The following is a 23,993-nucleotide window of genomic DNA, read 5'->3' as shown; positions in this document are numbered from 1 at the left end:
AGGTTGTTATGAGTATTGAAATATTACCTGCGCGCTTAGCAAACCAAATTGCGGCGGGTGAAGTTGTTGAGCGTCCCGCATCGGTGGTTAAAGAGTTAGTAGAAAACAGCCTTGATGCAGGCGCGACACGTATTCAAATAGATATTGAACGCGGGGGCCACAAGTTAATTCGTATTCGCGACAATGGAGCGGGTATTGCAAAGGATGAGCTCACATTAGCGCTCTCCCGCCATGCAACCAGTAAACTAAAGTCCCTAGACGACCTAGAAAATATTTGTTCTCTTGGTTTTAGGGGGGAAGCCTTAGCATCTATTAGTTCGGTATCTCGCTTAACCTTAAGCTCTAAACCCGAAAATCAAGAAGCTGCTTGGCAAGCCTTTGCACAAGGCCGAGATATGGCCGTAGAGGTAAAGCCGGTTGCTCACCCTAGCGGTACCACAATTGAAGTTAAAGATTTATTTTTTAACACCCCAGCAAGACGTAAGTTTTTACGCACTGAAAAAACCGAATTTAGTCATATTGATGAGCTTATAAAGCGTATTGCGCTGAGCCGTTTTGATGTATCAATTACATTAACCCATAATGAAAAAGTGGTGCGCCAGTATCGCGCTAAAACTGATCCCGCTCAAGCGATTACGCGAGTCGCACAAGTGGCGGGTAAAGCGTTTGCTGAGCAAGGATTGCATATTCAATCGGGTGAGGCTGGGTTGCAACTACACGGTTGGGTATTGCCAGTTGGATCGGCTAATACTACTCAGTATACCTATGTCAATAATCGTATGATGCGCGACAAACTTATTCTGCATGCTATTCGTCAAGCATTTGAAGAGGTCAGTGGCGAGCAAGAACTTCCCGGATTTGTGATTTACATAGATATAGACCCACGCCAAGTGGATGTTAACGTGCACCCGGCAAAGCATGAGGTACGTTTTCATCAAGGTCGTTTGGTACATGACTTTATTTTACAAGCTATTAAACAAGTTGTGGTGCCACTTCAAGCTGAGTTTGTTAATTCGCCAGCCGCTCACGCTCATCATTCACCAGTTACATCGTTTAACCAAGAACACACTTCCAGTAGTGAACTTTTTGATTATCCTAAGTCGTCATTACAACCAAGTCATTCGCCATCTACAAGTAGTGCCTCTTATAGTGGCAGTCGTCAAGGTGGGGGTAGACAGGTGCGTGCTGAAAGCCAAAATTACCATGATGTGAATGCGTTTTTTCAGGGCGTGAATGAGCAACAAGCGCAGCACTTTGATACTGCGTCAGCATTTCTACAACCTAATGAGACGCAAGTATCAGATACAGCACTGCGCACTGTCGATATAATAAGCATTGAAAAGGGCGTTTGCGTGTTCAATAATGAAAATCAACTTTATTGTTCACACTTTAAATACGCATTAGCGGATGATTGGCATACACAAATAAAAGAGCACGGCAGCCTTGAAGGTAAAGCACTCCTATTGCCTGTGCGTGTCAACGTATCAAAACAAGACACGGCGCTTCTTGCTGCTCAGCAGTCTTGGTTTACCTTACTAGGTTTTGAGTTATTAATAGAAAAGCAGTTTGTTATGGTAAAGAAGTTGCCTACAAGTCTGTACTTATTAGATGTAAGTGCTGCAATAGATGCATTGCTTGAGGGATGTAAGGCTCAGTTAGCAAGTATTGATGAATGGCTACGATGGCAGGTAAATATAATTCCCGCACGGTTCTATGCGAGCAATGCCTTTTTAGAGCAGCAAGCGCGCTTACAAAATAATCCGCAAACAATTGAACGCTTGCGAGAAAAAGCAGTTAAAATAGATCTAAACTCTTATCTAACGCAATTTAATTAAGGTATTCGTGTTGAGTAATTTACCGGTCATATTTTTAATGGGCCCAACCGCTGCTGGTAAAACAGCATTGGCAATTTCACTGTGTGAGTATTTAAATACTGAGATTATTAGCGTTGATTCTGCGCTTGTTTATAAAGGTATGGATATTGGTACGGCTAAGCCTGATGCCGACGAATTAGCTCGTGCCCCACATCATTTAATTGACTTACTTGATCCGAGTGAAACGTATTCGGTTGCTGATTTTAGACGTGATGCTATAGAAAAAATTGATAAATTTCATCAACAAGGTAAAGTGCCTGTATTGGTTGGAGGTACAATGATGTACTTCAAAGCGCTAATTGATGGGTTGTCGCCATTACCTGAGGCCGATGCAGACGTTAGAGCCGAACTAGAAACACAAGCTAAAGAGCATGGCTGGCCTTATTTATACAAAGAGCTGGTTAAAGTTGATCCGCAAGCCGCACAAAAGATGAGTGAAAATGATTCGCAGCGAATTAATCGTGCTTTGGAAGTTTACCGTATAACAGGTAAAACGATGACTGAATTGCAAAAGCAAAAGCAGCCAGCATTACCCTATACTTTTCATCAATTTGCAATTGCACCCGATGATCGCAGTGAATTACATCATCGAATTGAAGAAAGGTTTAAAATAATGATTGAACAGGGGTTTGAAAAAGAAGTTTCGACCCTATATCTACGTGAGGATTTACATCCCAATATGCCTTCTATTCGTTGTGTAGGTTATAGACAGATGTGGGATTACCTTGCGGGTGAAATTGATCATGATGAAATGATTTTTCGCGGCATTGCAGCCACACGTCAATTGGCTAAACGTCAATTAACGTGGTTAAGAAGCTGGCCTGATGTTACATGGTTAACAACAGGTGATGAAGAAAACTTGCATCGTGTAGTAAGTTCGCTAAGCTAGTAGTAGTTGAACAAAATTTATCTTTGTTAAATCAGTTCAGCCACTTAATTATAATAACACCTAGAACGAAGGAATAATAACATGGCAAAAGGCCAATCGTTACAAGACCCATTTTTAAATGCACTACGCCGTGAGCGCATTCCAGTATCAATTTTTTTGGTAAATGGCATAAAATTACAAGGTAAAATTCAGTCATTTGACCAATTTGTAATTTTGCTGGAAAACACTGTTAACCAAATGGTGTATAAACATGCAATTTCTACAGTTGTACCTGCACGCGCAGTCAACTTCCAAGGTGTTCAGGGAAATGAAGACACTGAAGAACCTGAAGCTGGAAACTTTTAAATTAGGAGCGTAATGCTTGTTTGACCGCTATGAATCTGGCGAACAGGCAATTTTAGTCCATATCGACTTACCTAAAGAGGGGGATCGTGAAGATCTCCACGAATTAGAAATGTTGGTATCTTCTGCTGGTGTTAGTAGTTTGGCGGTTGTGCAAGGCAGCCGTCAAGCACCACATCCGAAGCTATTTGTCGGTACCGGCAAAGCAGAAGAAATAGCTGAAATTGTCAAAATCCACAATGCCGATGTTGTCATTTTTAACCATCAGTTAAGTCCGTCTCAAGAACGTAATTTAGAGCGTGTTTGCCAATGTCGGGTGCTTGATAGAACCACACTTATCCTCGATATTTTTGCTCAGCGCGCACGTACTCACGAAGGTAAACTTCAAGTTGAGTTAGCGCAGCTTCGTCATATGTCGACTCGTTTAATCCGAGGTTGGACCCACCTTGAACGCCAAAAAGGCGGTATTGGTTTACGTGGTCCTGGTGAAACGCAGTTAGAAACCGATCGACGTTTATTACGTGCACGTATTAAAAATATACGCGCCCGTTTGGCTAAAGTTGGCGTACAACGTGAGCAAGGTAGACGAGCACGTACTCGTAATGAGATCCCAACGGTTTCTTTAGTGGGCTATACTAATGCGGGTAAATCAACCTTATTTAACCGTATTACAAATTCTGATGTGTATGCCGCTGATCAGTTGTTTGCAACACTAGACCCAACCTTACGCAAATTAGATATTGGCGATGTTGGTTCGGTTATTTTAGCGGATACTGTAGGGTTTATTCGCCACTTACCGCATGACTTAGTGGCTGCATTTAAAGCAACGCTGACAGAAACGCGAGAGGCTGATTTACAATTACACGTGATAGATGTAGCCGACCCTCGTCGAAAAGAAAATATTGAACAGGTACAAGAAGTACTCAAAGAAATTGAAGCTGATGATGTACCGCAATTACTTGTATACAACAAAATTGATGCGCTGGATGATGTAACCCCACGTATTGATCGCGATGACGAAGGCCAACCTATAAGGGTATGGTTATCAGCAAAAACAGGTGAAGGTTGCGAGCTGCTAAGTGAGGCTATTAGTGACCTACTAGCTAAAAAGATGTTGAGTGAAACTTTAATACTGGCTCCTCAGTATGGACGTTTAAGAGCATCTTTATTTAACTTAAGTGCAGTACATAACGAACGTTTTGATGAGCAAGGTAATTGGTTGCTAGATGTGCGATTACCTATGATTGAGTGGAATCGTTTGATTAAAGATTTTGGCCCAGAGATTGAAAGTTTTATTAGCTGCGACTAAAAACTGAAAGATTAATGTCGGTTTTAGTATAAGAAATGCATAAGATTTGTTAGATTTAACACAATTTCCGAATTTATTTAGATAACAATGGAGTATAGCTATGGCCTGGAATGAACCGGGTAATAATGGCAATGACAAAGATCCGTGGAATAACAAAGGCGGACGTGATCAAGGCCCACCTGATTTAGACGAGGTGTTCCGTAAATTCAGTAACAAGTTTAACGGCTTATTTGGCGGTAAAAAATCCGGCAATGGTAGCGGCGGTGGACTTGGCGGAGCCGGTATTTCATTTGTACTTATTATCGCTGCCATTGTGTGGGCGTTAAGCGGTATTTATACGGTGAAAGAAGCTGAACGCGGTGTCGTTCTTCAATTTGGTAAGTTTGACCGAATTGCAGATCCAGGCTTGCGTTGGAAAATGACCTTTGTTGAGACGGTTATTCCAGTCGATATCGAAGCTGTTCGTTCGTTATCAGCATCAGGCTTTATGCTAACTGAAGATGAAAACGTAGTAAGCGTTGAGTTTGAAGTACAGTATCGAGTAATCGACCCATACTTATACAAGTTTAGTGTCACTAACGCTGACAGCAGCCTTGAAGAAGCATTAGATAGTGCACTGCGTTATGTTGTTGGTCATTCAAAAATGGACCAAGTACTGACTAACGGCCGTGAAGTTGTGCGTCAAAATACCTGGGATGAGCTAAATCAAATCATCGAACCTTATAACTTAGGTTTAATCGTAACTGACGTTAACTTCAAGGATTCACGTCCGCCAATGGAAGTTAAAGATGCGTTTGATGATGCAATTGCAGCCCAAGAGGATGAACAACGCTTTATTCGTGAAGCCGAAGCGTATGCCCGTGAAATTGAACCGCGTGCGCGTGGTCAAGTAACGCGTATGACGCAAGAGGCTGAAGGTTACCAAGAGCGTATTACTTTAGAAGCGCAAGGTGAAGTGGCTCGTTTTGAGAAATTACTTCCAGAATACCAAGCAGCTAAAGAAGTAACACGCGAGCGTTTATACATAGACGCAATGCAAGAAGTATTAGGTAATAGCTCTAAAATATTGGTTGACGTTAAGGGCGGTAACAACATGATGTATTTACCACTTGATAAAATCATGGAAAAACAGGGTTCATCAACACGCGTTGCTTTACCTAGCTCAAGCGATATTAACGATTTACGTAACAAGGTAAATACGTCACGTAACAGCACTGTTAATAGTGGTAACGATCGCTTTAACAATGATCGCTTCAACGACGGGAGATAAGCATAATGAAAAACTTTAGTTTAGTAATCCTATTAGCTGCCATTGTAATGTGTTTCTCGTCAGTATTTGTGGTTTCTGAAGGCCAAAAGGCGATTGTACTTTTATTTAGCAAAGTACAAAAAGACAGTGATGATCAAGCGGTAGTTTATGGCCCAGGTCTACATCTAAAAGTGCCATTTTTTAGCCAAGTGCGCCGCATTGATGCGCGTATTCAAACGCTAGATGGCACACCGGATCGCTTTGTAACTAGCGAGAAAAAAGACTTAATTGTTGATTCGTTTGTAAAATGGCGTGTTAACGACTTTAGCTCTTTTTACCTGCGTGCACGTGGTGATAAGCAATACGCTGAAACACTGCTTAAGCAAAAAGTAAATAATGGCCTACGTACTAACTTTGGTACTCGTACTATTCGTGAAATTGTATCGGGTGAACGTAGCGAGCTGATGGAAGAAGCGTTAGTACAAGCCTCTGAAAGTGCTAGTGAGCTGGGTATTGAAGTACTTGATGTACGTGTTAAGCAAATTAACTTACCTCAAGAGGTGAGTAGCTCTATTTACCAACGTATGCGTGCTGAGCGTACTGCCGTTGCTAAAGAGCACCGCTCTGAAGGTCAGGAAAAAGCAGAAACGATTCGTGCAGGTGTTGACCGCCGTGTAACAGTAATGCTTGCTGATGCAGAACGTAATGCGCGTTCTGTTCGTGGTCAAGGCGATGCTGATGCTGCTGCGATTTACGCTAGTGCTTATAATAAAGACCCTGAGTTCTTTAGCTTTGTTCGCTCTTTAGAAGCTTACAAGCAAACTTTCAAAGGAAAGCAAGACGTGATGGTGTTATCACCGGATAGCGACTTCTTCCAATACATGAAAGGCGCGAAAGCTCAGTAATCACAGCTTTAGTTAAATTTAAAAAGCCCTGCAATTGCAGGGCTTTTTGTTATCTGAATTTTAATCTTATAAATCACTGTTATTTATGTGATTATTAGCTAAACACTGATGTTTACTAAGGGCACGAGGAAAAAATAAGCTAAACGGGGTGAACTTTGCTTTAGTTTTCTGGTAAAATCTCGTCCTAATTTTCTCTAAGTGAATTTGCAATGGGTAAAAACGTTGTTGTACTAGGCACCCAATGGGGTGACGAAGGTAAGGGTAAGGTAGTTGACCTCCTTACAGATAAAGCATCTTTAGTAGTTCGTTATCAAGGTGGTCATAACGCTGGCCATACCTTAGTGATCGACGGTGAAAAGACAGTTCTACACCTTATTCCATCGGGTGTATTACGTGACAATGTTAAATGTGTGATTGGTAATGGTGTTGTTTTATCACCAGAAGCGCTAATGAAAGAAATTGGCATGCTTGAAGAGCGTGGCGTACCAGTACGCGAACGTCTTTTAATCAGTGAAGCATGTCCGCTAATATTGCCTTTCCATGTTGCATTAGATGTAGCTCGCGAAACAGCGCGTGGCGATAAACCAATCGGTACAACGGGTCGTGGTATCGGTCCAGCGTATGAAGATAAAGTAGCACGTCGTGGTTTACGTGTTGGCGATTTATTCAATCCTGAATTATTTGCTACTAAGTTAAAAGAAGTATTGGAATACCACAACTTCACATTAGTGAACTACTACAAAGTAGATGCAGTAGATTTTCAAAAAACGTTTGATGACGCAATGGCTGTTGCTGACATCTTAAAAGCAATGGTAGTTGATGTAACTGAGCTTTTAGATCAAACGCGTAAAGCCGGTGACAACATCTTATTTGAAGGTGCACAAGGTACATTACTTGATATCGATCACGGTACTTATCCTTATGTTACATCTTCAAACACGACTGCTGGTGGTGTTGCTACAGGTGCGGGTTTTGGCCCATTACACCTTGATTATGTACTAGGTATCATTAAAGCGTACACAACACGTGTAGGTTCAGGTCCTTTTCCTACAGAGCTTTACGATGGCCTTGAAAAACAAGACCCAGTAGGTAAGCATTTAGGTGACAAAGGTCATGAGTTTGGTGCTACTACTGGTCGTTTACGTCGTACTGGATGGTTAGATGCAGTGGCTATGCGCCGTGCAGTTCAAATTAACAGCATTTCAGGATTTTGTTTAACTAAACTTGACGTTTTAGACGGTTTAGAAACACTTAAAATCTGTACTGGTTATAAGCTTGAAGATGGTACTGTGACTAACGTTACGCCATTAGCGGCTGAAGGTTACGATAAAGTAACACCAGTATACGAAGAAATGCCTGGTTGGTCTGAAAATACCGTGGGTGTAACATCGATTGAAGGTTTACCTAAAGCAGCAATTGATTACATTAAACGTATTGAAGAAATCACTGGCGTTCCTGTTGATATTATCTCTACAGGTCCAGATCGTGTTGAAACCATGATACTTCGTAGCCCATTTGCATAATTGGGTTTATGTTGAAAAGAAGCTGCCATGTGCAGCTTTTTTTATGTCTATAAAAAAGCATACCTATTAATAGTGGAACGATCTTTGTATATTATTTGGTAAGTTTATTTTTAAAGTGGTTAATATGCGTTTATCTTCTCGTTGCTCAGTGTGGTCATTATCACTACTTACACTTTCTTTATTTAATATAAGCAATAGCTTAGCTGAAGAAAGCCCTGCAGCTGTGCCGCTGTATACTGAATCTGAGTTAATAGCTTTAATTAATGAGAACACTCATCTAGCCCGCGTGAAGGCAGATAATTGCCAGTTAGTGCAAGATATAGAAGCGCGAGCCAATAAAATGGCATTGCCGTCGTATCAATTTTTATACGGTGATATGCTCGCCTACAAGGTGTGTGTTGAGCGTGATGTAGCTTTAGGTGTGTATTACATGAAAAAAGCGGCTGAGCAGGGCTTAGCGGCAGCATTAGAGCAGCTAGGTCGCTATTACGATGTTGGGCAGTTAGTCCAAAAAGACAAAGCCATGGCAATAACCTACCTCCGTGAGGCCTCAGCGCAAGGTAACTTAAAAGCGCAATTACGATTAGTGGGCTTGTTTAATCAAGGCTATGGTAGTCCAAGAGACTTTGAAGATGCTTATCGTTGGCTGTTTAACACCACGGTAGCCGATAAAGCGACACATAAAAAAATAGAGCGAGCATTAACTAAACTTGCTGAAAAAATGCCAGCTAGTGTCGTTACCCGCGCGCGCTTACCTATGTAACCTAAACTCTAGCTAGAGAAAATAAACCTAATTATGACTATGATTTAATATGTTAGTAAATCTCTTAATCAGAGTTTAGGTTTGTAAATAAAAAAGTGAGAGTGCTTTTTTTAGCACTCTCGCTTTTTAGTTATTACTCATCTTTTTTATTGTCTTTGGCTTTGTTATTGGCCGGATCTTTTAATAGCGATATTTTAGGCGGTTGCAATGCAACTACTCGTTCACCCTCTTGTGGTGGCTTTTCCATATCACTGGTAAAAGGCCTCATTTTCACTGGTGCGTCTTCATCACTGTCTTTATCCCCTTTGAGAATAAGCAGTGGAATCGCTTCAGGATTCATTTCTAAATACTGCTGCCAGCTAAACTCTTCAGATATACGTGTTGCACTCACTTTACCGCCTTTGGCAATAACACTGCTTAAGCGTGCATATGCGCCGTTTTCACCAAACAGAATTTGTCGTGATAAAAACGTCGCACTGTCTTTATTTGCTTTAGCATGTGATGAAGAGGAACGTAGTGAAAATACATTTTTTTCATTTAATAAATGAGAGAAGTACTGCACCCCTAATGCGTTGTGGTGGCGATTAGGTGAAAGCGCTAAAACACTGCGAATCGTGGTTAAAGGTAAATAACGTTCAGCATGCTCCGATTGCGGGTTACCGTAATAACAAGGAAGGCCATCCATGCGCGCCATTCTACAGTTCTCCCAAGCAGGATCTGATAGATGAACAGGAATATTTTGCTCTTTTAAGCCACGTGCAATTGCACGCGATACATGGTTTGCACCAATGATTAAAATAGTATTAGGGGATGGTTGACGCACTCCAAGTAGTTTCGCAACAGGGATAGCCGTTAAGCTTTGCAGTACCACAGTAACAATAATAACAGTAAATATGAGTGGCACCATTTTTTCGGCATCGGCCACTCCCGCTTCCATCATACTCAGCGCAAATACTGAACCAACGGCTGCTGCAACAATACCGCGAGGTGCAATCCAAGCAAGTACTAGGCGTGATTTCATCGGTAAGTCTGTACCAAAGGTTGAAATAGCAATACACAATGGGCGCGCAATAAATAGCACAATAGCTAAAAATATAAATACGTCGCTGTCGAGCATCATTAAATCAGAGAGTTGTAGTCTTGCGGCCAATAAAATAAATAAAGTCGAGATTAAAATCATCGACAAATCTTCTTTAAACTCGAGTACCGAATCTATTTCCAAGTCATCTTGATTAGCTAACCAAATGCCAAACACCGTCACAGCCAGTAAGCCTGACTCATGGCTTATGTGGTTTGAAATAGAAAAGCTAATTAACACTAACGCTAAAATACCAAACTTATGTAGCTCAAATGGCAGCCATTCTCGGCGCATTAGTTGCGTCGTGATCCAACCCGAAACCACACCAATGCTTAAACCAACGCCAACGGTTTTAACCAGTGCAACGATAGTATGGCTAAGTACTTCACCCTGACCAACCAGCATTACGGCTTCAAACACTAGTACTGCAAATAAAGCGCCAATGGGGTCTATTACTATGCCTTCCCAGCGTAAAATACGATCGATATCCTGGGTAGGTCGCATCGAGTTAAGTAATGGAGCAATAACGGTTGGCCCCGTAACAACAAGCACTGCGCCAAGTACTGCAGCAACTCGCCAATTTAACTCGAGTAACCAATAGGCGCTAAAACTAATAACAATACAAGTTGTAAGCATACCAATAGAGCAGAGGTTTCTGACGACTTTACTGATCCCTTTAAGTTCTCGAAAATGTAAAGTTAAGGACCCTTCAAATAAAATCACAGCGACACTCAAAGAGACCACAGGAAAAAGTAAATCACCTAATAATGCATCAGGGTCTAATACGCCACTAAATGGCCCTAATAAAAGCCCTGTAAGCAATAAAAACAGAATAGCGGGTACTCTAAACGCCCAAGCGACCCATTGGGCTAACACTGAACACAGTGCAATACCGGCTATATAAATTGCTGACATAGAGTAAAAACTCCTTAATTTTAATAATGTTTAAAAGTATAACGGTTACCAACCAGTAATACAGTGGGTATACACGTGTAAATTAAATTTAGCTAATAAATAATGTTTATTTATTTAGTGTTAACGTCTTTTTTGAGAGTGTTATCAAAGTTATAGTCTCTATAATTACTATTTATAGTAGTCTAACTTTATGATATCTATTGCAAAATGTGCATGCCTTGTCTGTTATGACCTATTTAGCTTTAATTTTAGCCTTGATCTAAGCGGCTATTTTAACGTATTATACTTCGTGTTCGAATAATTAGTTATCTAATAAAGTTTGTTATTTAAGTAAGTAAACGTGTTAGATATAAACATCTTAACTCTCTTAGTGATTGTTTCAGCGATGTTTTATAATGTTCGAACATAAAATATCATTTACCGAACTCTTTGGTATAGTTTTGCTCAAGGTGTTTATCTGCGTAACGCACATAAATTAAAGTTTGAGTTGAATTATTACCTTTCAATATTTAATCCCCATCGTGGCGGTTAAATCTCGGTCCTTAAGTCATCACCCTATCTGTTGGTGTACCAGACTTAAGAGGCTCTATGTATGTTGTTAATAAAAAAGCCGCACACAGCTTTTTACAGCGATACATAAACAACACTTTATATTTTTTTAGTTAGTACAATCCAATTTTATTGGGTTAATACTATTTATTTTTTGCATCTCAATTTAAAACAATGGTTTTAGAGACGGTGTACGCGTGTGTAAAAAAAGTGTGGGCAATGATAAACAAATTCGACGTTATGTTTTAAACATAGCGACCTGGTTTCATTCATCAGTGTGATGAATACAAATAAAATGGAAAGTTGAGCATTTATGCAAAAGTTAAATTGGCGACGTATCGTACTTAAAGTGGGCAGTGCCTTAATTGCACCCGATCAAGATGGCTGTCGTTCACGCTACTTGTTAACCATCGCACAGTTTATCGTTCACTGTCGCGCACGTGGTATAGAGGTTATTTTAGTGTCATCAGGCTCTGTAGCGGCAGGCTCGCATTTATTTCCATCAGAGAAGCCGCGCTCAGTTGTTATGAAAAAAGCCATGGCAGCAGCAGGGCAAACAGAAATGATGGCCATGTGGGATCGTTTCTTTGATTTTCCATCAGCGCAGCTATTATTAACTCATGGTGACTTACGTGACCGTGAGCGTTACCAGAGTATCCGTGAAACCGTATTTACCTTGCTAGAGCACGGCGTGCTACCTATCATTAATGAAAATGATGCGGTGACAACAGATGATTTAAAAGTGGGTGATAACGATAACTTATCAGCGATGGTGGCAGCTGCCGCTGACGCTGACGCATTAATGATTTTTTCAGATGTAGATGGGCTGTACGACAAAAATCCAAATCTGCATGACGATGCCGTATTATTGCCTGAAATAAAATCAATTGATGATTCTATTTATGCTATGGCAGGATGTGCTACCAGTGCAGTAGGCACCGGTGGAATGAAAACCAAGATTGAAGCGGCAGAAAAAGCCACATCACATGGTATTGCAACGTATATTATTAATGGCTTTAAAGAAGAAACCTTTACTCGTTTATTAGCGGGCGAAAATCCAGGTAGTGTGTTCTTGCCTTATGAAAAACCAATGCAAGACTCTATTCACTGGATGACACATACCGCAAATGAACAAGGTGAAGTGGTTGTCGATGGGTCATTTGATGATTCGCTAGAAGGCGAAGACGGCTGTTTACGAGGCGATGAGATCAAGGAAGTACATGGCGAGTTTGCTGTGGGCGATACTATCTTAGTTCGCAGTGAAGATGGTACGCGTTTAGCTAAAGCCACAGCAAATTACAGTAGCTGCTTGTTAAACTTTATTGCAGACAACGAGCAGAGTGAATTCAGCGAAAAAATGCAGGATTCAATTGGACCAATTATTTCAGAAAAAGATATCGCATTATTGGAGAAGTCATGAGTTTAATTACGGATATATCACGCCAAGCAGCAAAAGCTGCACATACACTTGCTTTACTCGATACCGAGACTAAAAACAACGTGTTAACCGATATGGCAGCGGCATTAAGAGATCAAAAAGAATTTATAATCAAAGAAAACGAAAGTGACCTAAGCGCTGCGCGTGACAATAATTTAGCAGCGTCAATGATAGACCGTTTAACATTGAATGATGAGCGCATTGAAGCGATGGCTGAAGGTATCGAAGTGATTGTTTCACTTGATGATCCGGTTGGCCAGTTACGTGATATCACTGAACGTCCAAATGGCATTAAAATTCGAAAAATGCGTGTACCACTGGGCGTGGTATGTATGATTTACGAAGCACGACCTAATGTAACGGCTGACGCGGGTGCATTGTGCTTTAAGTCGGGTAATGGTGTTATTTTGCGCGGTGGTAAAGAAGCGCTTAAAAGCTCACAAGCCATTGCTAGTGTAATGCACAGCGTGCTTACTAAACATGGTTTGCCAACGGCGCTAATTTCAGTTATTCCAGATCCTGACCGTGCTTTACTAATGGAATTAATGCAGCAACGCGACAGTATTGATTTAATTATCCCACGTGGCGGTGAAGGGCTTATTAACTATGTAACAGAAAACAGTACAATTCCTGTTATTCAGCACTTTAAAGGCGTGTGTCATTTATACGTAGATAAAGATGCAGACTTAGAAGTGGCACTTAATCTACTACTTAATGGTAAGACTCAGCGTACTGGTGTATGTAATGCCTTAGAAGGGTTAGTAGTACACCAAGATGTTGCTGATGAGTTTTTAAATTTGTGTGCAGTTGTACTTCGTCAAGAAGGTGTAAAAATTAATGCTGACGCTAAAGCGGCTGAATATTTTGATAATGCCACTGTACTTGCTGATAACGAATTTGGTGAAGAGTACTTAGACTTAGAGTTAGCAATTCGTATTGTGCCAAGTTTTGATGCAGCCGTTGAGCACATTGCTCAATTTGGCTCAAATCATACCGAAGTTATCTGTACTAAAAACGATGCTGCGGCAGAGTTATTCCAACGTAGTGTGGATGCATCGGTTGTTATGGTTAATGCGTCATCACGTTTCTCTGATGGCTCACAACTAGGTTTAGGCGCCGAGATTGGTATTGCAACGACTAAGTTGCATGCTTATGGTCCAATGGGGCTTGAGTCACTAACGACTGAGAAATATTTAGTTAATGGTGTTGGTCAAGTTCGCGAATAACTTACCCAACCTAATAAACGATAAAAATGCCGGGCTTTTGCTCGGCATTTTTGATCTCGATTTAGCAAAATCAAACAACTAAGCAAACATAAAGATTAAAACAGGGCAAAAAATTATTAACAGAGAAATTTATTTAGAATATAAAAATAAGGATATTACTTAGGGGATAGAGTAGGAAAGTAAAGTGGTGGAGCTAAGGCAGGATCGAACTGCTGACCTCCTGCGTGCAAGGCAGGCGCTCTCCCAGCTGAGCTATAGCCCCACATTCCTAATTTACATATAATGTAAATGCTTAAGTGCTGAGTCTCAAGCGGGGTGAACTTTAAATATTTTTACGATTTTGGTCAAGTATTTTTTCACAAATTTTTCCGTTTTAACTAATTTTTGTTAAACTCGAGCTCAATATTTACTAAAACGACAATACATGATGAAAAAATACGCGTTAGTTTTCATGATTTTCCTTTTTGGTTGTGCCAGTTCAGTAGATGAACCGCCCTACGAAATTAATAATAAACAATTTTATGACACCCTTGATGAGCAAGGTAACAAGCTTTTTGCTTATGTGGTTTCTGTAAAGGCTAAAAGTCGTGAGCAAATTAATATCAATAAAAAACTAACCCGTAGTGATGTTCAGCGTTTTGCTGAGCAAGAGCATTTTGAAGAGTCGAGTGTTTTAAAATTACAATTAGAAGATCAAGCGGTAGAGTTTCTTAATAAAGAACTAGCACAGCGTAACTATTGTGCAGATAAGCATGAAATAAACGAAGTACTATGGCGTGATTTAAGTGTGCAATTAAGAGGGCGTTGTTTGTAATATGTTAGCGGATAAACAAAAACTAGCGGCAGTGTTAACCCAACTAAATATAGAATATGACGTAATAGAACATCCAGCGCTACATGGCAGTTTAGATGCCGATGAACTGATGGTAAATCGCCCAGGAACACGTTTAAAAAACCTATTTTTGCGAGACAATGAAGGTAAGCGTCATTTTTTAGTGATCACCGCGCATGATAAACAGTTGGATTTAAAGTCACTTGCCGTACAGCAAGGGCTATCGCGCTTAGGCTTTGCCTCTAATGAGCGCTTGGCTAAGTACTTAAAGGTTGCACCAGGTTGCGTGTCAATGCTCAGCTTAATGAACGACAAACAGCGTGATGTAACGCTTTGGCTTGATCAAGATATTTGGTTTGGCGATTTATTTCATTGCCACCCGTTTGAAAATACCCAAACATGGTTATTAACTAAGCCTGATTTACTGCGTTTTTTTGACTTTACTGAGCATCAGCCGCGGGTGATGTTTTTGCCATCGCGTTGAGCCCACAAAATAAGCCCCAGTCCACACAAACATACAGCGAGTAATGTTGCCATAAACGCCGTTTGTCCATGAGTTTGATAAACCACCCCTGGTAATAACGAGCCCAGTGCGCCGCCGCTGTAATAAAATGATACATAGCACCCGTTGGTAACGCTTGGCGGTGCGTGACTGATTTTATTAACCAGTGGTGCCGCTGTGGAATGAATCACAAACATAGCGCCGCAAAAGAGTGTGAATGCAATTAAAAACAACAACAGTGAATGACTCATTAATAACACAACACTGAGGTTATAAAACACGAATACCGCGGCCAACAATCGCCAGGCTGAAGTCATTTTTTTTAATAGCCAAGGAGTGAAAATAGAAGCCAAAGCACCCACCAAATAGCCACTATAAACAAAGCCAATGTCGCGCGTGTTATTAATTAAAAAGGTATTTTTTAAAATAAAAGGCAAGTAGTTTAATAATGCTGCAAAGCAAAAAAACATACAAAAAATGGCACCATAGAGCTTAAGTGCAGAGCCCTCTTTAAGTTGTTTTATATAATCTAATGGCGATAAAACCTCGGTTGATTTAACGAGATTAAAACGTTTATGGGGAATACTTAACGCTAGAATAATCAGCATGGCTGCTATTAGGTAATAAAAACTCTGCCACGACCAAACATCGCTAAAGAGCGCAGCCAATACACGACCAAAATAACCACCGACAATCGTACTACCTATATATAGCGTCATATTTTTTTGTAATGTATCGGCTTGATAGCTCATACCAATAAAGCTGGTCATGGCAGTCAATGCGGCAGGTAAAGTCAGTCCTTGTAAAAACCTTACCAGTAGAAGTAATTCAAAACTCGGGGCATAAATAAATAAGATACAACCCACACCCAGTAACAACATAGCGAAGCGTAATATCAATAAAGGGTTTCGCTTAGCTAAAAACAGTCCATACACCAAAGGGGCAATAGCTAAAGGCAACATAGTGGCCGTCATTAAGCTGCCTGCAACAGCAGGAGCAACATTAAATTCAGTAGCAAATAAACTTAATAATGGCTGTGGTGCGTATAAAACAAAAAAAATGAAAACCGAACAGATAAGTAGGTGAGGTAAGCGCATTAACTGCCATATACATTGCTTATTAGTTGAGCTGCATTATATACAAAACTGCTAGGGTTTTCATAAATTAACCTTTATTGCGCTAAATCATGCTTTGTTTTCAGTAGTTTGTTAGATTAATACCAATAGCGCTGTTATTTACGCTCGTTGGTGATTAAAATAGCATTAATATTCGTTTTTAGTGGGAACACGCCATGGGGTCACTACAAGAGCAATTGCTCCAAGCTGGTTTAACAACATCACATAAAGCTAAAGTTGCTAAATCAGAAAAGCGCAAGCAACAGAAAAAGCAAAAGAAGGGAGCGACGAGCAACCCGAACGATTTACAAAAGCATATTCAGCAAACTAAGTTGGAGCAGCAGCAAAAAGCTGAAGAGCTCAATAAAGCGCGCCAAGAAGAATTAAAGCAGCGCGAACAAGTCGCGCGTGTGAAGCAAATTTTAGAGCATCATAATCAAGAGTCAATTCGCGGTGAGCGTACCTTTAACTTCACTTATGAAAATAAAGTGAAAGGGCTTGATGTGAATGAGCAAACGCAAAAGGCGCTCTCGGGCGGGCGTTTAGCTATTTGTGTGTTAGAAGGTCAGTTTTACGTATTAGAAGATGAGCCTGCGCGTAAAGTGGCTGAGGTGGATGAAAAGTATATTGTGTTTCATGTTGAGCCTGAAAATAAAGCCAAAGATGAAGACGATCCGTATGCTGATTTTGAAGTGCCAGACGATCTTATTTGGTAAGCCTATTAAGTATCTGCTCAGTTAAAGCAAGCTAGTATGTGTTTTATGAGGGATACACGTATTTGTTCTGATTGATCGTCAAACCTTACCAAGGACGTATGCTTTTTAAAGATTTATTGACTACAATAATCACAACCGTTTTTTTAACCGTAAAAAGAAGAGTAAATACAATGAGCAAGATAAAAACACTTTTATTAGGCGCGGGTATTGGTTTAGCCGCAAGTTTTTCATTTTCAGCAGCCGCTGCAGATGGCGCTGCACTTTACACAGCTAAAAATTGTCAAACATGTCATGGTGAAGAAGGTAAAGCACCTATTATGGCGATGTACCCTAAACTAAATGGTCAAAACAAAGAATATTTAGTAGCGCAAATGAAAGACATCAAGTCAGGCGCTCGTAACAACGGTATGTCTATGGCGATGAAAGCGATGGTTGCGACTGTGACTGATGAAGAGTTTGAAGCGATTGCCGATTACCTATCAAAAGTACAATAATCGTTAACGCTAATTAAAAAGAGCCACACCTATGTGTGGCTTTTTTATTTGGTGATTGCGATCATGCTAATACTCATTTAGACTTCTAAACATCTACAATCACTAGCGCTATGCTGTGTTTTAAAAGGCTTGTTATGTTTGATTTACCCCAGCTCAATTTAAAAAATAAAGTATCAGAACAAGAGTGGCAACTACGTGTTGATTTAGCCGCATGTTATCGATTAGTTGACCATTTTCGTTGGGGGGATTTAATTTATACGCACCTTTCTGCTCGCCTACCGGGCACTGATCATTATTTAGTGAATGCCTTTGGCTTAACGTTTGATGAGATCACTGCATCTAACTTAGTCAAAGTAGATTTAAATGGCCGCATTATTGACGATACACCCTTTAATATTAACCCTGCAGGGTTCACTATTCACAGTGCCATTCACGAAGTACGTGAGGATGCACATTGCGTTATACACCTGCACACCAAAGAAACGATTGCGGTTGCAACACAAAAAGAAGGGCTGTTACCGCTAAGTCAGTATTCGATGTTTTCATTGCCGTCTCTGTCTTACCATGGCTATGAAGGTCTAGCGGTGAATGACGATGAGCGTAAACGCCTGCAAACAGATTTAGGCACCACCAATCATATGCTATTGGTCAACCACGGCGGTTTAACAGTAGGCCCAACGGTAGGCGATGCGTTTATGCGCTTTTATGACCTTCAGCGTGCCTGTGAAATACAGTTAGCCATTCAATCAAGTGCGCAAGAAGCGACTGCTGTGCCTCAAGCTATTATTGATAACATTTATAACCAAGCGAACGTCGTTCACAGCGGCAGTACAGGGGGCCAGCTAGCATGGCCTGCCATGTTACGAAAAGCGTATCGTCTTGATCCTAGTTTTGCAAAATAACCCACTGAAGGTTAATAAGGAATTTTTATGAAAGTAAATCGCGTTGAAGTCTTTGATATTCATTGCCCTGATCGTCCTGCATGGACGCCGGTATTTGTTCGAATTCATACCGATGAAGGTATTAGCGGTGTGGGTGAAGCAGGTCTTGCATACGATTTAGGCCACAGTGCAGCTGCTGCGATGATCAAAGAAATGGCCGATGCCTTTTTAATTGGCCATGACCCGTTTCAAACTGAAAAACTATGGTCGCGCATGTTGCGTGAAAGTTTTTGGGGTCTAGGCGGTGGGCCGGTGGTTTACGCAGCAATGAGTGCGATTGATACGGCACTTTGGGATATAAAAGGTAAAGCATTAGGTTTACCTGTGTATCAGTTGCTTGGTGGTAAAGTTAACGACAAGCTGCGTACTTATGCATCACAGCTGCAGTTTGACTGGGACAGTGAATTTAAAGCGCTGGTACAGCCACAAGAATATGCAGAAGCGGCACTAAAAGCGGTGGCGGAAGGTTACGATGCGGTAAAGGTCGATCCAATTCAATACGATAAAGACGGCAACACCTATTACGACCGCACAAATATTATTTCTCGTCCAGAAATGAAACTATACCGCGCTCGTATGCAGGCTATTCGTGAAGCCGTGGGTGACGAAGTAGATATTATTTTTGAATGTCATAGCTTACCAGGGGCGACATCGGCAATTCAAATTGGTGAAATTGCAGAAGAATTTGACTGTATGTATTTTGAAGAGCCGGTGAATTACCTAAACCATTCATTACATGCCAAAGTGGCTGACAAAGTGGCTGTGCCTATTGCAGGCGGCGAGCGCTTGTATAACCGCTGGGGTGTACGTCCTTATTTAGAAGATCAAAGTATTGATGTACTACAGCCAGATATCGGCTTATGTGGTGGCTTTACCGAAACTAAAAAAGTATGTGATTACGCTGATATTTTTGATGTGCGTATTCAGGCACACGTATGTGGAGGGCCGGTTGCAACGGCGGCATCATTGCACTTAGAAACAGCGATCCCTAACTTTTTAATTCACGAGCATCATACTTACGCGATTAAAAAGTGGAATAGAGAGCTATGCTTACAAGATCCACAACCTAAAAATGGTTTTTTTGAAGTATCTGAAGAACCAGGTCTTGGGATTGAGCTTAACGATGAAATTGTAATGCGCTCACAACGCGTAGAAATAAAATAGTTTACTCTGTTGAGAAATAGCCGGTAAGTGAGTTGTCACTTACCGGCTTTTTTATCGCTGTGGGTTTATTTTACAAAGTACTTGTTTTAGTTCAATGGTTGCTTTGCTATCAAGGTGGCGAACAAAACAGCGCTCTCCCTTAGTCACGAGCTCAAATTGATCTGGCATATTAAGTTGCTTGCCCAAAATAGGGTTGCCCTGAGGATCTTTATGATTAAGTTGCTCAAGGGTAACCGTGCTTGAGGTGACAAAAACATCGTCTGCTAATTGAACCTGCGAGCTATGCAGCAGCTGCGCAATTGCGTCGGCTACTTTAGCGCTATTAGGCTCAATTAGTAACGCATGTTGCAATTTAGGTGTGGGCTCTGAGCTTTGTGCTAAGCACCCACTTAAAAATAGCGAAATTGCAGTTATTGCTAATAAAATCTTCATTGCTTATCTCATGTTATCGCTAAGAATAATATTCTGTTTAAGTACAGTCTGAATTCGCGCGTCTTTTACTTCAGGCATATCGGTGGCGATAGTGGGCGCAAAACCGAGAACACTATTTATTGAGCTTGGGGCTGGGCAACTGCCGGTTGCTCTATAACTAAGTGCGGTATTAAGTAAGCCTTCACTTGCATCACCTAAGCGTTTGCTAAAGTCATCGGCAACAGCACAGCCTGCAATAAGTACGGGCTGGCGCGCATTATCAATGGTATTTTGCGGTGCAAAGCCATCTGAATATTCACCAAAACCTTTGTTATTTTCGCCAGTAAATTGAATGGTAAAATAAGTAGTGTCGCAGTTATCGGTTGGGTAAAAGCCATACGGTTTACCACAGGTGCCAGCCCCTATCTGAATGATTTCAACATCGGCTCCGCGCAGCCCGTTAATTATAGCCTCACTGGCTGAGCAGGTACTGCTGGTGGTGAGTACAAATACCCGATCTAAATTTAACGTTGGTAATGGGGTGCCTGCAGCTATTGCAGGGTTATTTTCAAACCCGACAAAACGATTTGTAAAGGGCATGGGGGTCAGTGTTTGCCCTGTGATAGGGTTGGTATTGGGGTATTTATCGTTAAAAATAGTGCGTTCAAATATTTTGCCTTGGGTATTGCTACCTGCCACCATATAGCCTACTTGGCTGGCCATTTGTAACAAACCACCGCCGTTATAGCGCACATCAATGACTAAATCTTTAATGCTGCTGGCAGCGAGTTGGTTAAAGGCGTTGTAAAGCTGCGTTTCGGCTATCGCGTTGTGGCTATTAAATTGAAAGTAACCCACATCGCCGTTTGCTAAATCAGTACGTACGTTCATTACTGGTTGCGACTCGATATTTTGAGATGTGAGCGTAACAATGCGATTTTCATTAGTGCTGATATCCCTAAATACAAATTCGGTAACTTTACCTGTTTGTTCTGGGAATAAACCTGCGTTAATAATAGCTACCTCGCTTGATGAGGTCGTGTTAATAAAATCAACACCATCAACTTCTAAAAGCTCAAAGCCCCTAATAATATTTTGATTACTAGCAGGGGTATTTGGCTCGGTATAGCTAACAATTGCTTGGCGCGGCGCACTACCAGCGATTATTTTTATATTAAAGCCATAACCAAAGCTTAGGCCTGATTGATTTTGTCTTTGCCACTCATCGGTTGGCAAACTAAAGTGAAAGTTATCTTTTTTCGCACCCGACTCAGTCAGTTGCTCCGTTTTTAAAGTATTAAAGTAATCAATGACACCTGACGTTAATGCCGGATTAGTATCAATAATTTCGTCGTACCATAAGTAGGTTTCGTTACTCCAAGAGCGCAGCCAGTTTTTTTCATTAATTGCTTGGCATTGACCTTTAAATTGCCCTGAGCTAGCAAATACACCAGAAGTCCAGCCACCGTTATTAGTTGTTGGATTGGTCGCATTGTCGCTACCTCCACCGCCACAACCTGTTAATAAAGTGGCTAGCGAAAAAGGGAGTAATGTGTATTTGAGAGAAGATGAATTAAAAATGGCCATACGCATGCTCGTTTTTTAAACTGTTGAGCTAAATATAGCGGTTTTTATTTAGAGTTGATAGAGTCGCGCTGCATTTTTGTAACTCAAATGTTGCCATGTAAGCTCATCGCTACATAGGCTGCGATAATGTTGCCATAACTCATTGTAGTTAATGTTAATTTGGCACACGGGGAAGTTGCTGGCAAACATCACTCTTTGCATACCAAAATGCTTTAAAATATGTGTTAAACATTGGGTTTGCTGCTCGCTATTAAGCATTAGTAATTCAAAGCCTGAAAACTTCATCGCAACATTAGGCTGTTTTGCAAGTAGTTCAATTGCAGTTGCCCAGTTAGCAAGGTTGTGTGCAAGCCCTGCGTGATTAATGATGATTTGTAAGTCACTAACTTGGTTGGCATAAGAAATAAGTTGCTCGGTGATGTTGAGGTTTTCTATTTCAAATTGCGCTTCAAAATGCAGTTTTAAGTGGCTCAAGTGGCGCAGGTTATCGAGACAATGAGGGTTCAATAAGCGCGTGGCATCATGACCTTCAGTGATATCTCTAATGCCGACAAGGGATGAATGTTTTAGATGTTTAAGTGCTAGTTTAAATCCGTTATTTGGCTGGTTAATTGTTGCAAAGCTAATCGCTTTGTAAGGTAGCCTTTTTATATGCTTTGCTAACCAGTTTAATTCATTAATAGGTTGCTCATTATCAAAGCCAGCTTCTATATGCACTAAACCAACGAGTTCAAAGTCCGTACTTTTGATTAGTTCAGCAACGCTAATCGGTTGTTTTATTTTATCTAAGTTAGGCCAAGCGGGTGGGTTAGCACCTTGCAGCCAGGTGTATTGACCCTCCAGCAAATTAAAAAAATGCACATGCGGGTCAATAATTTTAGTACTCATTGCGCTGTGTAACCGCCATCAATGCGTTGCAAACTGCCGGTAATAAAGCTGGCTTCTGGACTTACTAAAAAGTTTACCAGTGCTGCAACTTCATCGGCTTGGCCTAAACGATTAAGTGGTTGTAAAGCAGCTTCTTCGGCAACAATATCTGCCTTATTTGCGCCACTTTTTTTGCAGTATGCATCAATCGCATTATGAAATAATGGCGTTTCTATGGTGCCAGGACACACGGCATTAGTGCGAATATTAAAGCTTGCGTAATCTAAGGCGGTGGTTTTAGCCATCGAAGCCAATGCATGTTTAGTCAGGTTATAAGCAAATGAGTTTTGTTTGCCAATAATGGCCTGATCTGAGGCAATTAACACAATAGCGCCATCTTGTTGTGCTTTCATGGCTGGTAATACGCTTTGTATAGCCGCGTACGCACCTTTAACATTCAGTGCCATTAACGCATCGAATGTCGCTTCATCGGTTTGCTCAATTGTGGCACTTAGGTGCTTGCCAGCATTTGAAACAAGTACATCAATGCGTTGTGTTTTTTCAATAATAGCCTGTATACACTGGCGTACGGCGGTTACATTACTAACATCACATTGATGAAAAACACCACTCTTACTGGGTTCAATATCTAGGTTATGAACCTGATAGCCGCTCGTTAATAATCGCTGAACCACAGCAAAGCCAATGCCTTTAGAGCCACCGGTTACTATTGCAACTTTTGACATACTTGTTCCTTTAATTAGCAATTAATGTGCGTGGCCGCAACCACCTTCAGCATGAACATGGCCGTGAGAAATCTCTTCGTTTGTTGCTTCTCGAACTGAGACAACCTCAACATCAAAAGTCAGCGTTTTACCAGCAAATGGGTGGTTTAAATCACAATCAGCATTAAAGCGGCCTACTTTTACAATGGTTACTTGGTGGCGACCTTGGTTTGATTGCACCATAGCAGTCATGCCTGGTTTCCATACTTTTACATCACCTTGAAGGTGCTTAAGCGGAATGCGCTGAATTAAGTCATCAACACGCTCACCGTATGATTCACTTGGAGATAACGTTACGCTAAATTTATCACCAGCAGTTTTACCTTCAAGTGCGGTTTCTAAACCGGGTAGCATGCCTTCGCTGCCGTGAATGTAACTTAATGGCGCGTCGTTAAGGCTACTTTCTATTTGCTCACCGGCTTCGCTAAGGGTGTAATGAAATTCAACGGCCGAATTTTTACTGATTTGCATGCATGTCTCTTTAAGATTTAAATAAATTAAAAAGCAATTTTACGCGAA

At 41.0% G+C, this 23,993-nt stretch carries 23 protein-coding genes and 1 tRNA gene; 16 read left to right on the top strand and 8 right to left on the bottom strand.

Going from position 1 to position 23,993, the window contains the following annotated elements; all coding sequences use genetic code 11:
- Positions 1-8 precede the first annotated feature (8 nt).
- The 8 genes from mutL (at position 9) to PISS_RS14230 (ending at position 8,854) form a co-directional block, all read left to right on the top strand.
- Entirely contained in the window at positions 9-1,835 is a 1,827-nt protein-coding gene (gene mutL, locus PISS_RS14265) for a DNA mismatch repair endonuclease MutL (RefSeq protein WP_058155319.1), read from the top strand.
- 10 nt (positions 1,836-1,845) lie between these two features.
- Positions 1,846-2,763, top strand: coding sequence for a tRNA (adenosine(37)-N6)-dimethylallyltransferase MiaA (miaA, locus tag PISS_RS14260; RefSeq protein WP_024601935.1), 918 nt, complete (start codon positions 1,846-1,848; stop codon positions 2,761-2,763).
- A gap of 81 nt (positions 2,764-2,844) precedes the next feature.
- Entirely contained in the window at positions 2,845-3,108 is a 264-nt protein-coding gene (gene hfq, locus PISS_RS14255; RefSeq protein ID WP_013466026.1) for an RNA chaperone Hfq, read from the top strand.
- Positions 3,109-3,124: 16 nt separating this feature from the next.
- On the top strand, positions 3,125-4,414 hold the full coding sequence (gene hflX, locus PISS_RS14250; protein WP_013466025.1) for a ribosome rescue GTPase HflX: 1,290 nt from the start codon (positions 3,125-3,127) through the stop codon (positions 4,412-4,414).
- A gap of 100 nt (positions 4,415-4,514) precedes the next feature.
- A complete protein-coding gene (gene hflK, locus PISS_RS14245) occupies positions 4,515-5,684 on the top strand; it encodes an FtsH protease activity modulator HflK (RefSeq protein WP_013466024.1) in 1,170 nt (389 codons plus the stop codon).
- A gap of 5 nt (positions 5,685-5,689) precedes the next feature.
- Positions 5,690-6,568, top strand: coding sequence for a protease modulator HflC (hflC, locus tag PISS_RS14240; RefSeq protein WP_013466023.1), 879 nt, complete (start codon positions 5,690-5,692; stop codon positions 6,566-6,568).
- Positions 6,569-6,777: 209 nt separating this feature from the next.
- A complete protein-coding gene (locus PISS_RS14235; protein ID WP_058155318.1) occupies positions 6,778-8,091 on the top strand; it encodes an adenylosuccinate synthase in 1,314 nt (437 codons plus the stop codon).
- 124 nt (positions 8,092-8,215) lie between these two features.
- A complete protein-coding gene (locus PISS_RS14230; RefSeq protein ID WP_013466021.1) occupies positions 8,216-8,854 on the top strand; it encodes a tetratricopeptide repeat protein in 639 nt (212 codons plus the stop codon).
- A 133-nt stretch (positions 8,855-8,987) separates the two neighbouring features.
- Here the strand turns inward: PISS_RS14230 and PISS_RS14225 are convergent, their stop codons facing one another.
- A complete protein-coding gene (locus tag PISS_RS14225) occupies positions 8,988-10,847 on the bottom strand; it encodes a cation:proton antiporter (protein WP_058155317.1) in 1,860 nt (619 codons plus the stop codon).
- An 862-nt stretch (positions 10,848-11,709) separates the two neighbouring features.
- Here PISS_RS14225 and proB point away from each other — a divergent pair.
- Positions 11,710-12,816 (top strand): glutamate 5-kinase, encoded by a 1,107-nt coding sequence (gene proB, locus PISS_RS14220; RefSeq protein WP_013466019.1) that lies wholly within the window; start codon positions 11,710-11,712, stop codon positions 12,814-12,816.
- The gene (locus PISS_RS14215; protein WP_028835552.1) at positions 12,813-14,060 is read left to right on the top strand and encodes a glutamate-5-semialdehyde dehydrogenase; all 1,248 of its coding nucleotides are present in this window, start codon (positions 12,813-12,815) and stop codon (positions 14,058-14,060) included. Before proB ends, PISS_RS14215 begins: the two co-directional genes overlap by 4 nt.
- Before the next feature lie 185 nt (positions 14,061-14,245).
- Here PISS_RS14215 and PISS_RS14210 read toward each other — a convergent pair.
- A tRNA-Ala gene (locus tag PISS_RS14210) sits at positions 14,246-14,322 on the bottom strand.
- Positions 14,323-14,487: 165 nt separating this feature from the next.
- Here PISS_RS14210 and PISS_RS14205 point away from each other — a divergent pair.
- Together PISS_RS14205 and PISS_RS14200 are read left to right on the top strand one after the other, a co-directional pair.
- Entirely contained in the window at positions 14,488-14,874 is a 387-nt protein-coding gene (locus tag PISS_RS14205) for a hypothetical protein (RefSeq protein ID WP_013466017.1), read from the top strand.
- A 1-nt stretch (position 14,875) separates the two neighbouring features.
- Positions 14,876-15,376: a prolyl-tRNA synthetase associated domain-containing protein gene (locus PISS_RS14200; protein ID WP_058155316.1), complete on the top strand. Its 501-nt coding sequence runs from the start codon at positions 14,876-14,878 to the stop codon at positions 15,374-15,376.
- On the opposite strand, the gene PISS_RS14195 is transcribed toward PISS_RS14200, so the two are convergent.
- A complete protein-coding gene (locus PISS_RS14195; RefSeq protein WP_058155315.1) occupies positions 15,343-16,491 on the bottom strand; it encodes an MFS transporter in 1,149 nt (382 codons plus the stop codon). The genes PISS_RS14200 and PISS_RS14195 overlap by 34 nt on opposite strands.
- A 194-nt stretch (positions 16,492-16,685) precedes the next feature.
- Between PISS_RS14195 and PISS_RS14190 the strand changes: the two genes are divergently transcribed.
- The 4 genes from PISS_RS14190 (at position 16,686) to PISS_RS14175 (ending at position 19,824) form a co-directional block, all read left to right on the top strand.
- Positions 16,686-17,225 (top strand): DUF2058 domain-containing protein, encoded by a 540-nt coding sequence (locus PISS_RS14190; RefSeq protein WP_010391699.1) that lies wholly within the window; start codon positions 16,686-16,688, stop codon positions 17,223-17,225.
- A 170-nt stretch (positions 17,226-17,395) separates the two neighbouring features.
- Positions 17,396-17,719 (top strand): c-type cytochrome, encoded by a 324-nt coding sequence (locus tag PISS_RS14185; RefSeq protein ID WP_058155534.1) that lies wholly within the window; start codon positions 17,396-17,398, stop codon positions 17,717-17,719.
- A 134-nt stretch (positions 17,720-17,853) separates the two neighbouring features.
- The gene (locus tag PISS_RS14180) at positions 17,854-18,621 is read left to right on the top strand and encodes a class II aldolase/adducin family protein (RefSeq protein ID WP_033103740.1); all 768 of its coding nucleotides are present in this window, start codon (positions 17,854-17,856) and stop codon (positions 18,619-18,621) included.
- 27 nt (positions 18,622-18,648) lie between these two features.
- Positions 18,649-19,824: a mandelate racemase/muconate lactonizing enzyme family protein gene (locus PISS_RS14175; RefSeq protein ID WP_010391702.1), complete on the top strand. Its 1,176-nt coding sequence runs from the start codon at positions 18,649-18,651 to the stop codon at positions 19,822-19,824.
- Between the two features lie 51 nt (positions 19,825-19,875).
- Here PISS_RS14175 and PISS_RS14170 read toward each other — a convergent pair whose 3' ends face one another.
- Genes PISS_RS14170 through PISS_RS14150 form a run of 5 tightly spaced genes read right to left on the bottom strand, consistent with a single transcriptional unit; the run spans position 19,876 to position 23,945 of the window.
- Positions 19,876-20,256 (bottom strand): hypothetical protein, encoded by a 381-nt coding sequence (locus PISS_RS14170; RefSeq protein ID WP_013466013.1) that lies wholly within the window; start codon positions 20,254-20,256, stop codon positions 19,876-19,878.
- 3 nt (positions 20,257-20,259) lie between these two features.
- The gene (locus PISS_RS14165) at positions 20,260-21,822 is read right to left on the bottom strand and encodes a S41 family peptidase (protein ID WP_058155314.1); all 1,563 of its coding nucleotides are present in this window, start codon (positions 21,820-21,822) and stop codon (positions 20,260-20,262) included.
- A gap of 48 nt (positions 21,823-21,870) precedes the next feature.
- A complete protein-coding gene (locus PISS_RS14160) occupies positions 21,871-22,710 on the bottom strand; it encodes an amidohydrolase family protein (RefSeq protein ID WP_024601943.1) in 840 nt (279 codons plus the stop codon).
- Positions 22,707-23,435, bottom strand: a complete 729-nt coding sequence (locus PISS_RS14155) for an SDR family NAD(P)-dependent oxidoreductase (RefSeq protein WP_058155313.1) — start codon at positions 23,433-23,435, stop codon at positions 22,707-22,709. Before PISS_RS14155 ends, PISS_RS14160 begins: the two co-directional genes overlap by 4 nt.
- A 21-nt stretch (positions 23,436-23,456) precedes the next feature.
- Positions 23,457-23,945, bottom strand: coding sequence for an FKBP-type peptidyl-prolyl cis-trans isomerase (locus PISS_RS14150; protein WP_024601945.1), 489 nt, complete (start codon positions 23,943-23,945; stop codon positions 23,457-23,459).
- Positions 23,946-23,993: the final 48 nt, after the last annotated feature.

Origin of the sequence: Pseudoalteromonas issachenkonii, from assembly GCF_002310795.1 — a bacterium.
Lineage (GTDB): Bacteria > Pseudomonadota > Gammaproteobacteria > Enterobacterales > Alteromonadaceae > Pseudoalteromonas > Pseudoalteromonas tetraodonis.
The sequence above is the reverse complement of the archived record's forward strand: the minus strand, read 5'-3'. Positions and strand labels throughout refer to the sequence as shown.

Coding starts and splice junctions, on each gene's coding strand:
- hflC (WP_013466023.1), top strand. CDS start 5,690: ATGAAAAACTTTAGTTTAGTAATCCTATTAGCTGCCATTGTAATGTGT.
- PISS_RS14190 (WP_010391699.1), top strand. CDS start 16,686: ATGGGGTCACTACAAGAGCAATTGCTCCAAGCTGGTTTAACAACATCA.
- PISS_RS14200 (WP_058155316.1), top strand. CDS start 14,876: ATGTTAGCGGATAAACAAAAACTAGCGGCAGTGTTAACCCAACTAAAT.
- PISS_RS14215 (WP_028835552.1), top strand. CDS start 12,813: ATGAGTTTAATTACGGATATATCACGCCAAGCAGCAAAAGCTGCACAT.
- hflK (WP_013466024.1), top strand. CDS start 4,515: ATGGCCTGGAATGAACCGGGTAATAATGGCAATGACAAAGATCCGTGG.
- PISS_RS14225 (WP_058155317.1), bottom strand. CDS start 10,847: ATGTCAGCAATTTATATAGCCGGTATTGCACTGTGTTCAGTGTTAGCC.
- PISS_RS14160 (WP_024601943.1), bottom strand. CDS start 22,710: ATGAGTACTAAAATTATTGACCCGCATGTGCATTTTTTTAATTTGCTG.
- PISS_RS14180 (WP_033103740.1), top strand. CDS start 17,854: ATGTTTGATTTACCCCAGCTCAATTTAAAAAATAAAGTATCAGAACAA.
- PISS_RS14235 (WP_058155318.1), top strand. CDS start 6,778: ATGGGTAAAAACGTTGTTGTACTAGGCACCCAATGGGGTGACGAAGGT.
- PISS_RS14155 (WP_058155313.1), bottom strand. CDS start 23,435: ATGTCAAAAGTTGCAATAGTAACCGGTGGCTCTAAAGGCATTGGCTTT.
- PISS_RS14205 (WP_013466017.1), top strand. CDS start 14,488: ATGAAAAAATACGCGTTAGTTTTCATGATTTTCCTTTTTGGTTGTGCC.
- PISS_RS14230 (WP_013466021.1), top strand. CDS start 8,216: ATGCGTTTATCTTCTCGTTGCTCAGTGTGGTCATTATCACTACTTACA.
- PISS_RS14170 (WP_013466013.1), bottom strand. CDS start 20,256: ATGAAGATTTTATTAGCAATAACTGCAATTTCGCTATTTTTAAGTGGG.
- PISS_RS14195 (WP_058155315.1), bottom strand. CDS start 16,491: ATGCGCTTACCTCACCTACTTATCTGTTCGGTTTTCATTTTTTTTGTT.
- PISS_RS14185 (WP_058155534.1), top strand. CDS start 17,396: ATGAGCAAGATAAAAACACTTTTATTAGGCGCGGGTATTGGTTTAGCC.
- mutL (WP_058155319.1), top strand. CDS start 9: ATGAGTATTGAAATATTACCTGCGCGCTTAGCAAACCAAATTGCGGCG.
- PISS_RS14150 (WP_024601945.1), bottom strand. CDS start 23,945: ATGCAAATCAGTAAAAATTCGGCCGTTGAATTTCATTACACCCTTAGC.
- hfq (WP_013466026.1), top strand. CDS start 2,845: ATGGCAAAAGGCCAATCGTTACAAGACCCATTTTTAAATGCACTACGC.
- proB (WP_013466019.1), top strand. CDS start 11,710: ATGCAAAAGTTAAATTGGCGACGTATCGTACTTAAAGTGGGCAGTGCC.
- PISS_RS14165 (WP_058155314.1), bottom strand. CDS start 21,822: ATGGCCATTTTTAATTCATCTTCTCTCAAATACACATTACTCCCTTTT.
- PISS_RS14175 (WP_010391702.1), top strand. CDS start 18,649: ATGAAAGTAAATCGCGTTGAAGTCTTTGATATTCATTGCCCTGATCGT.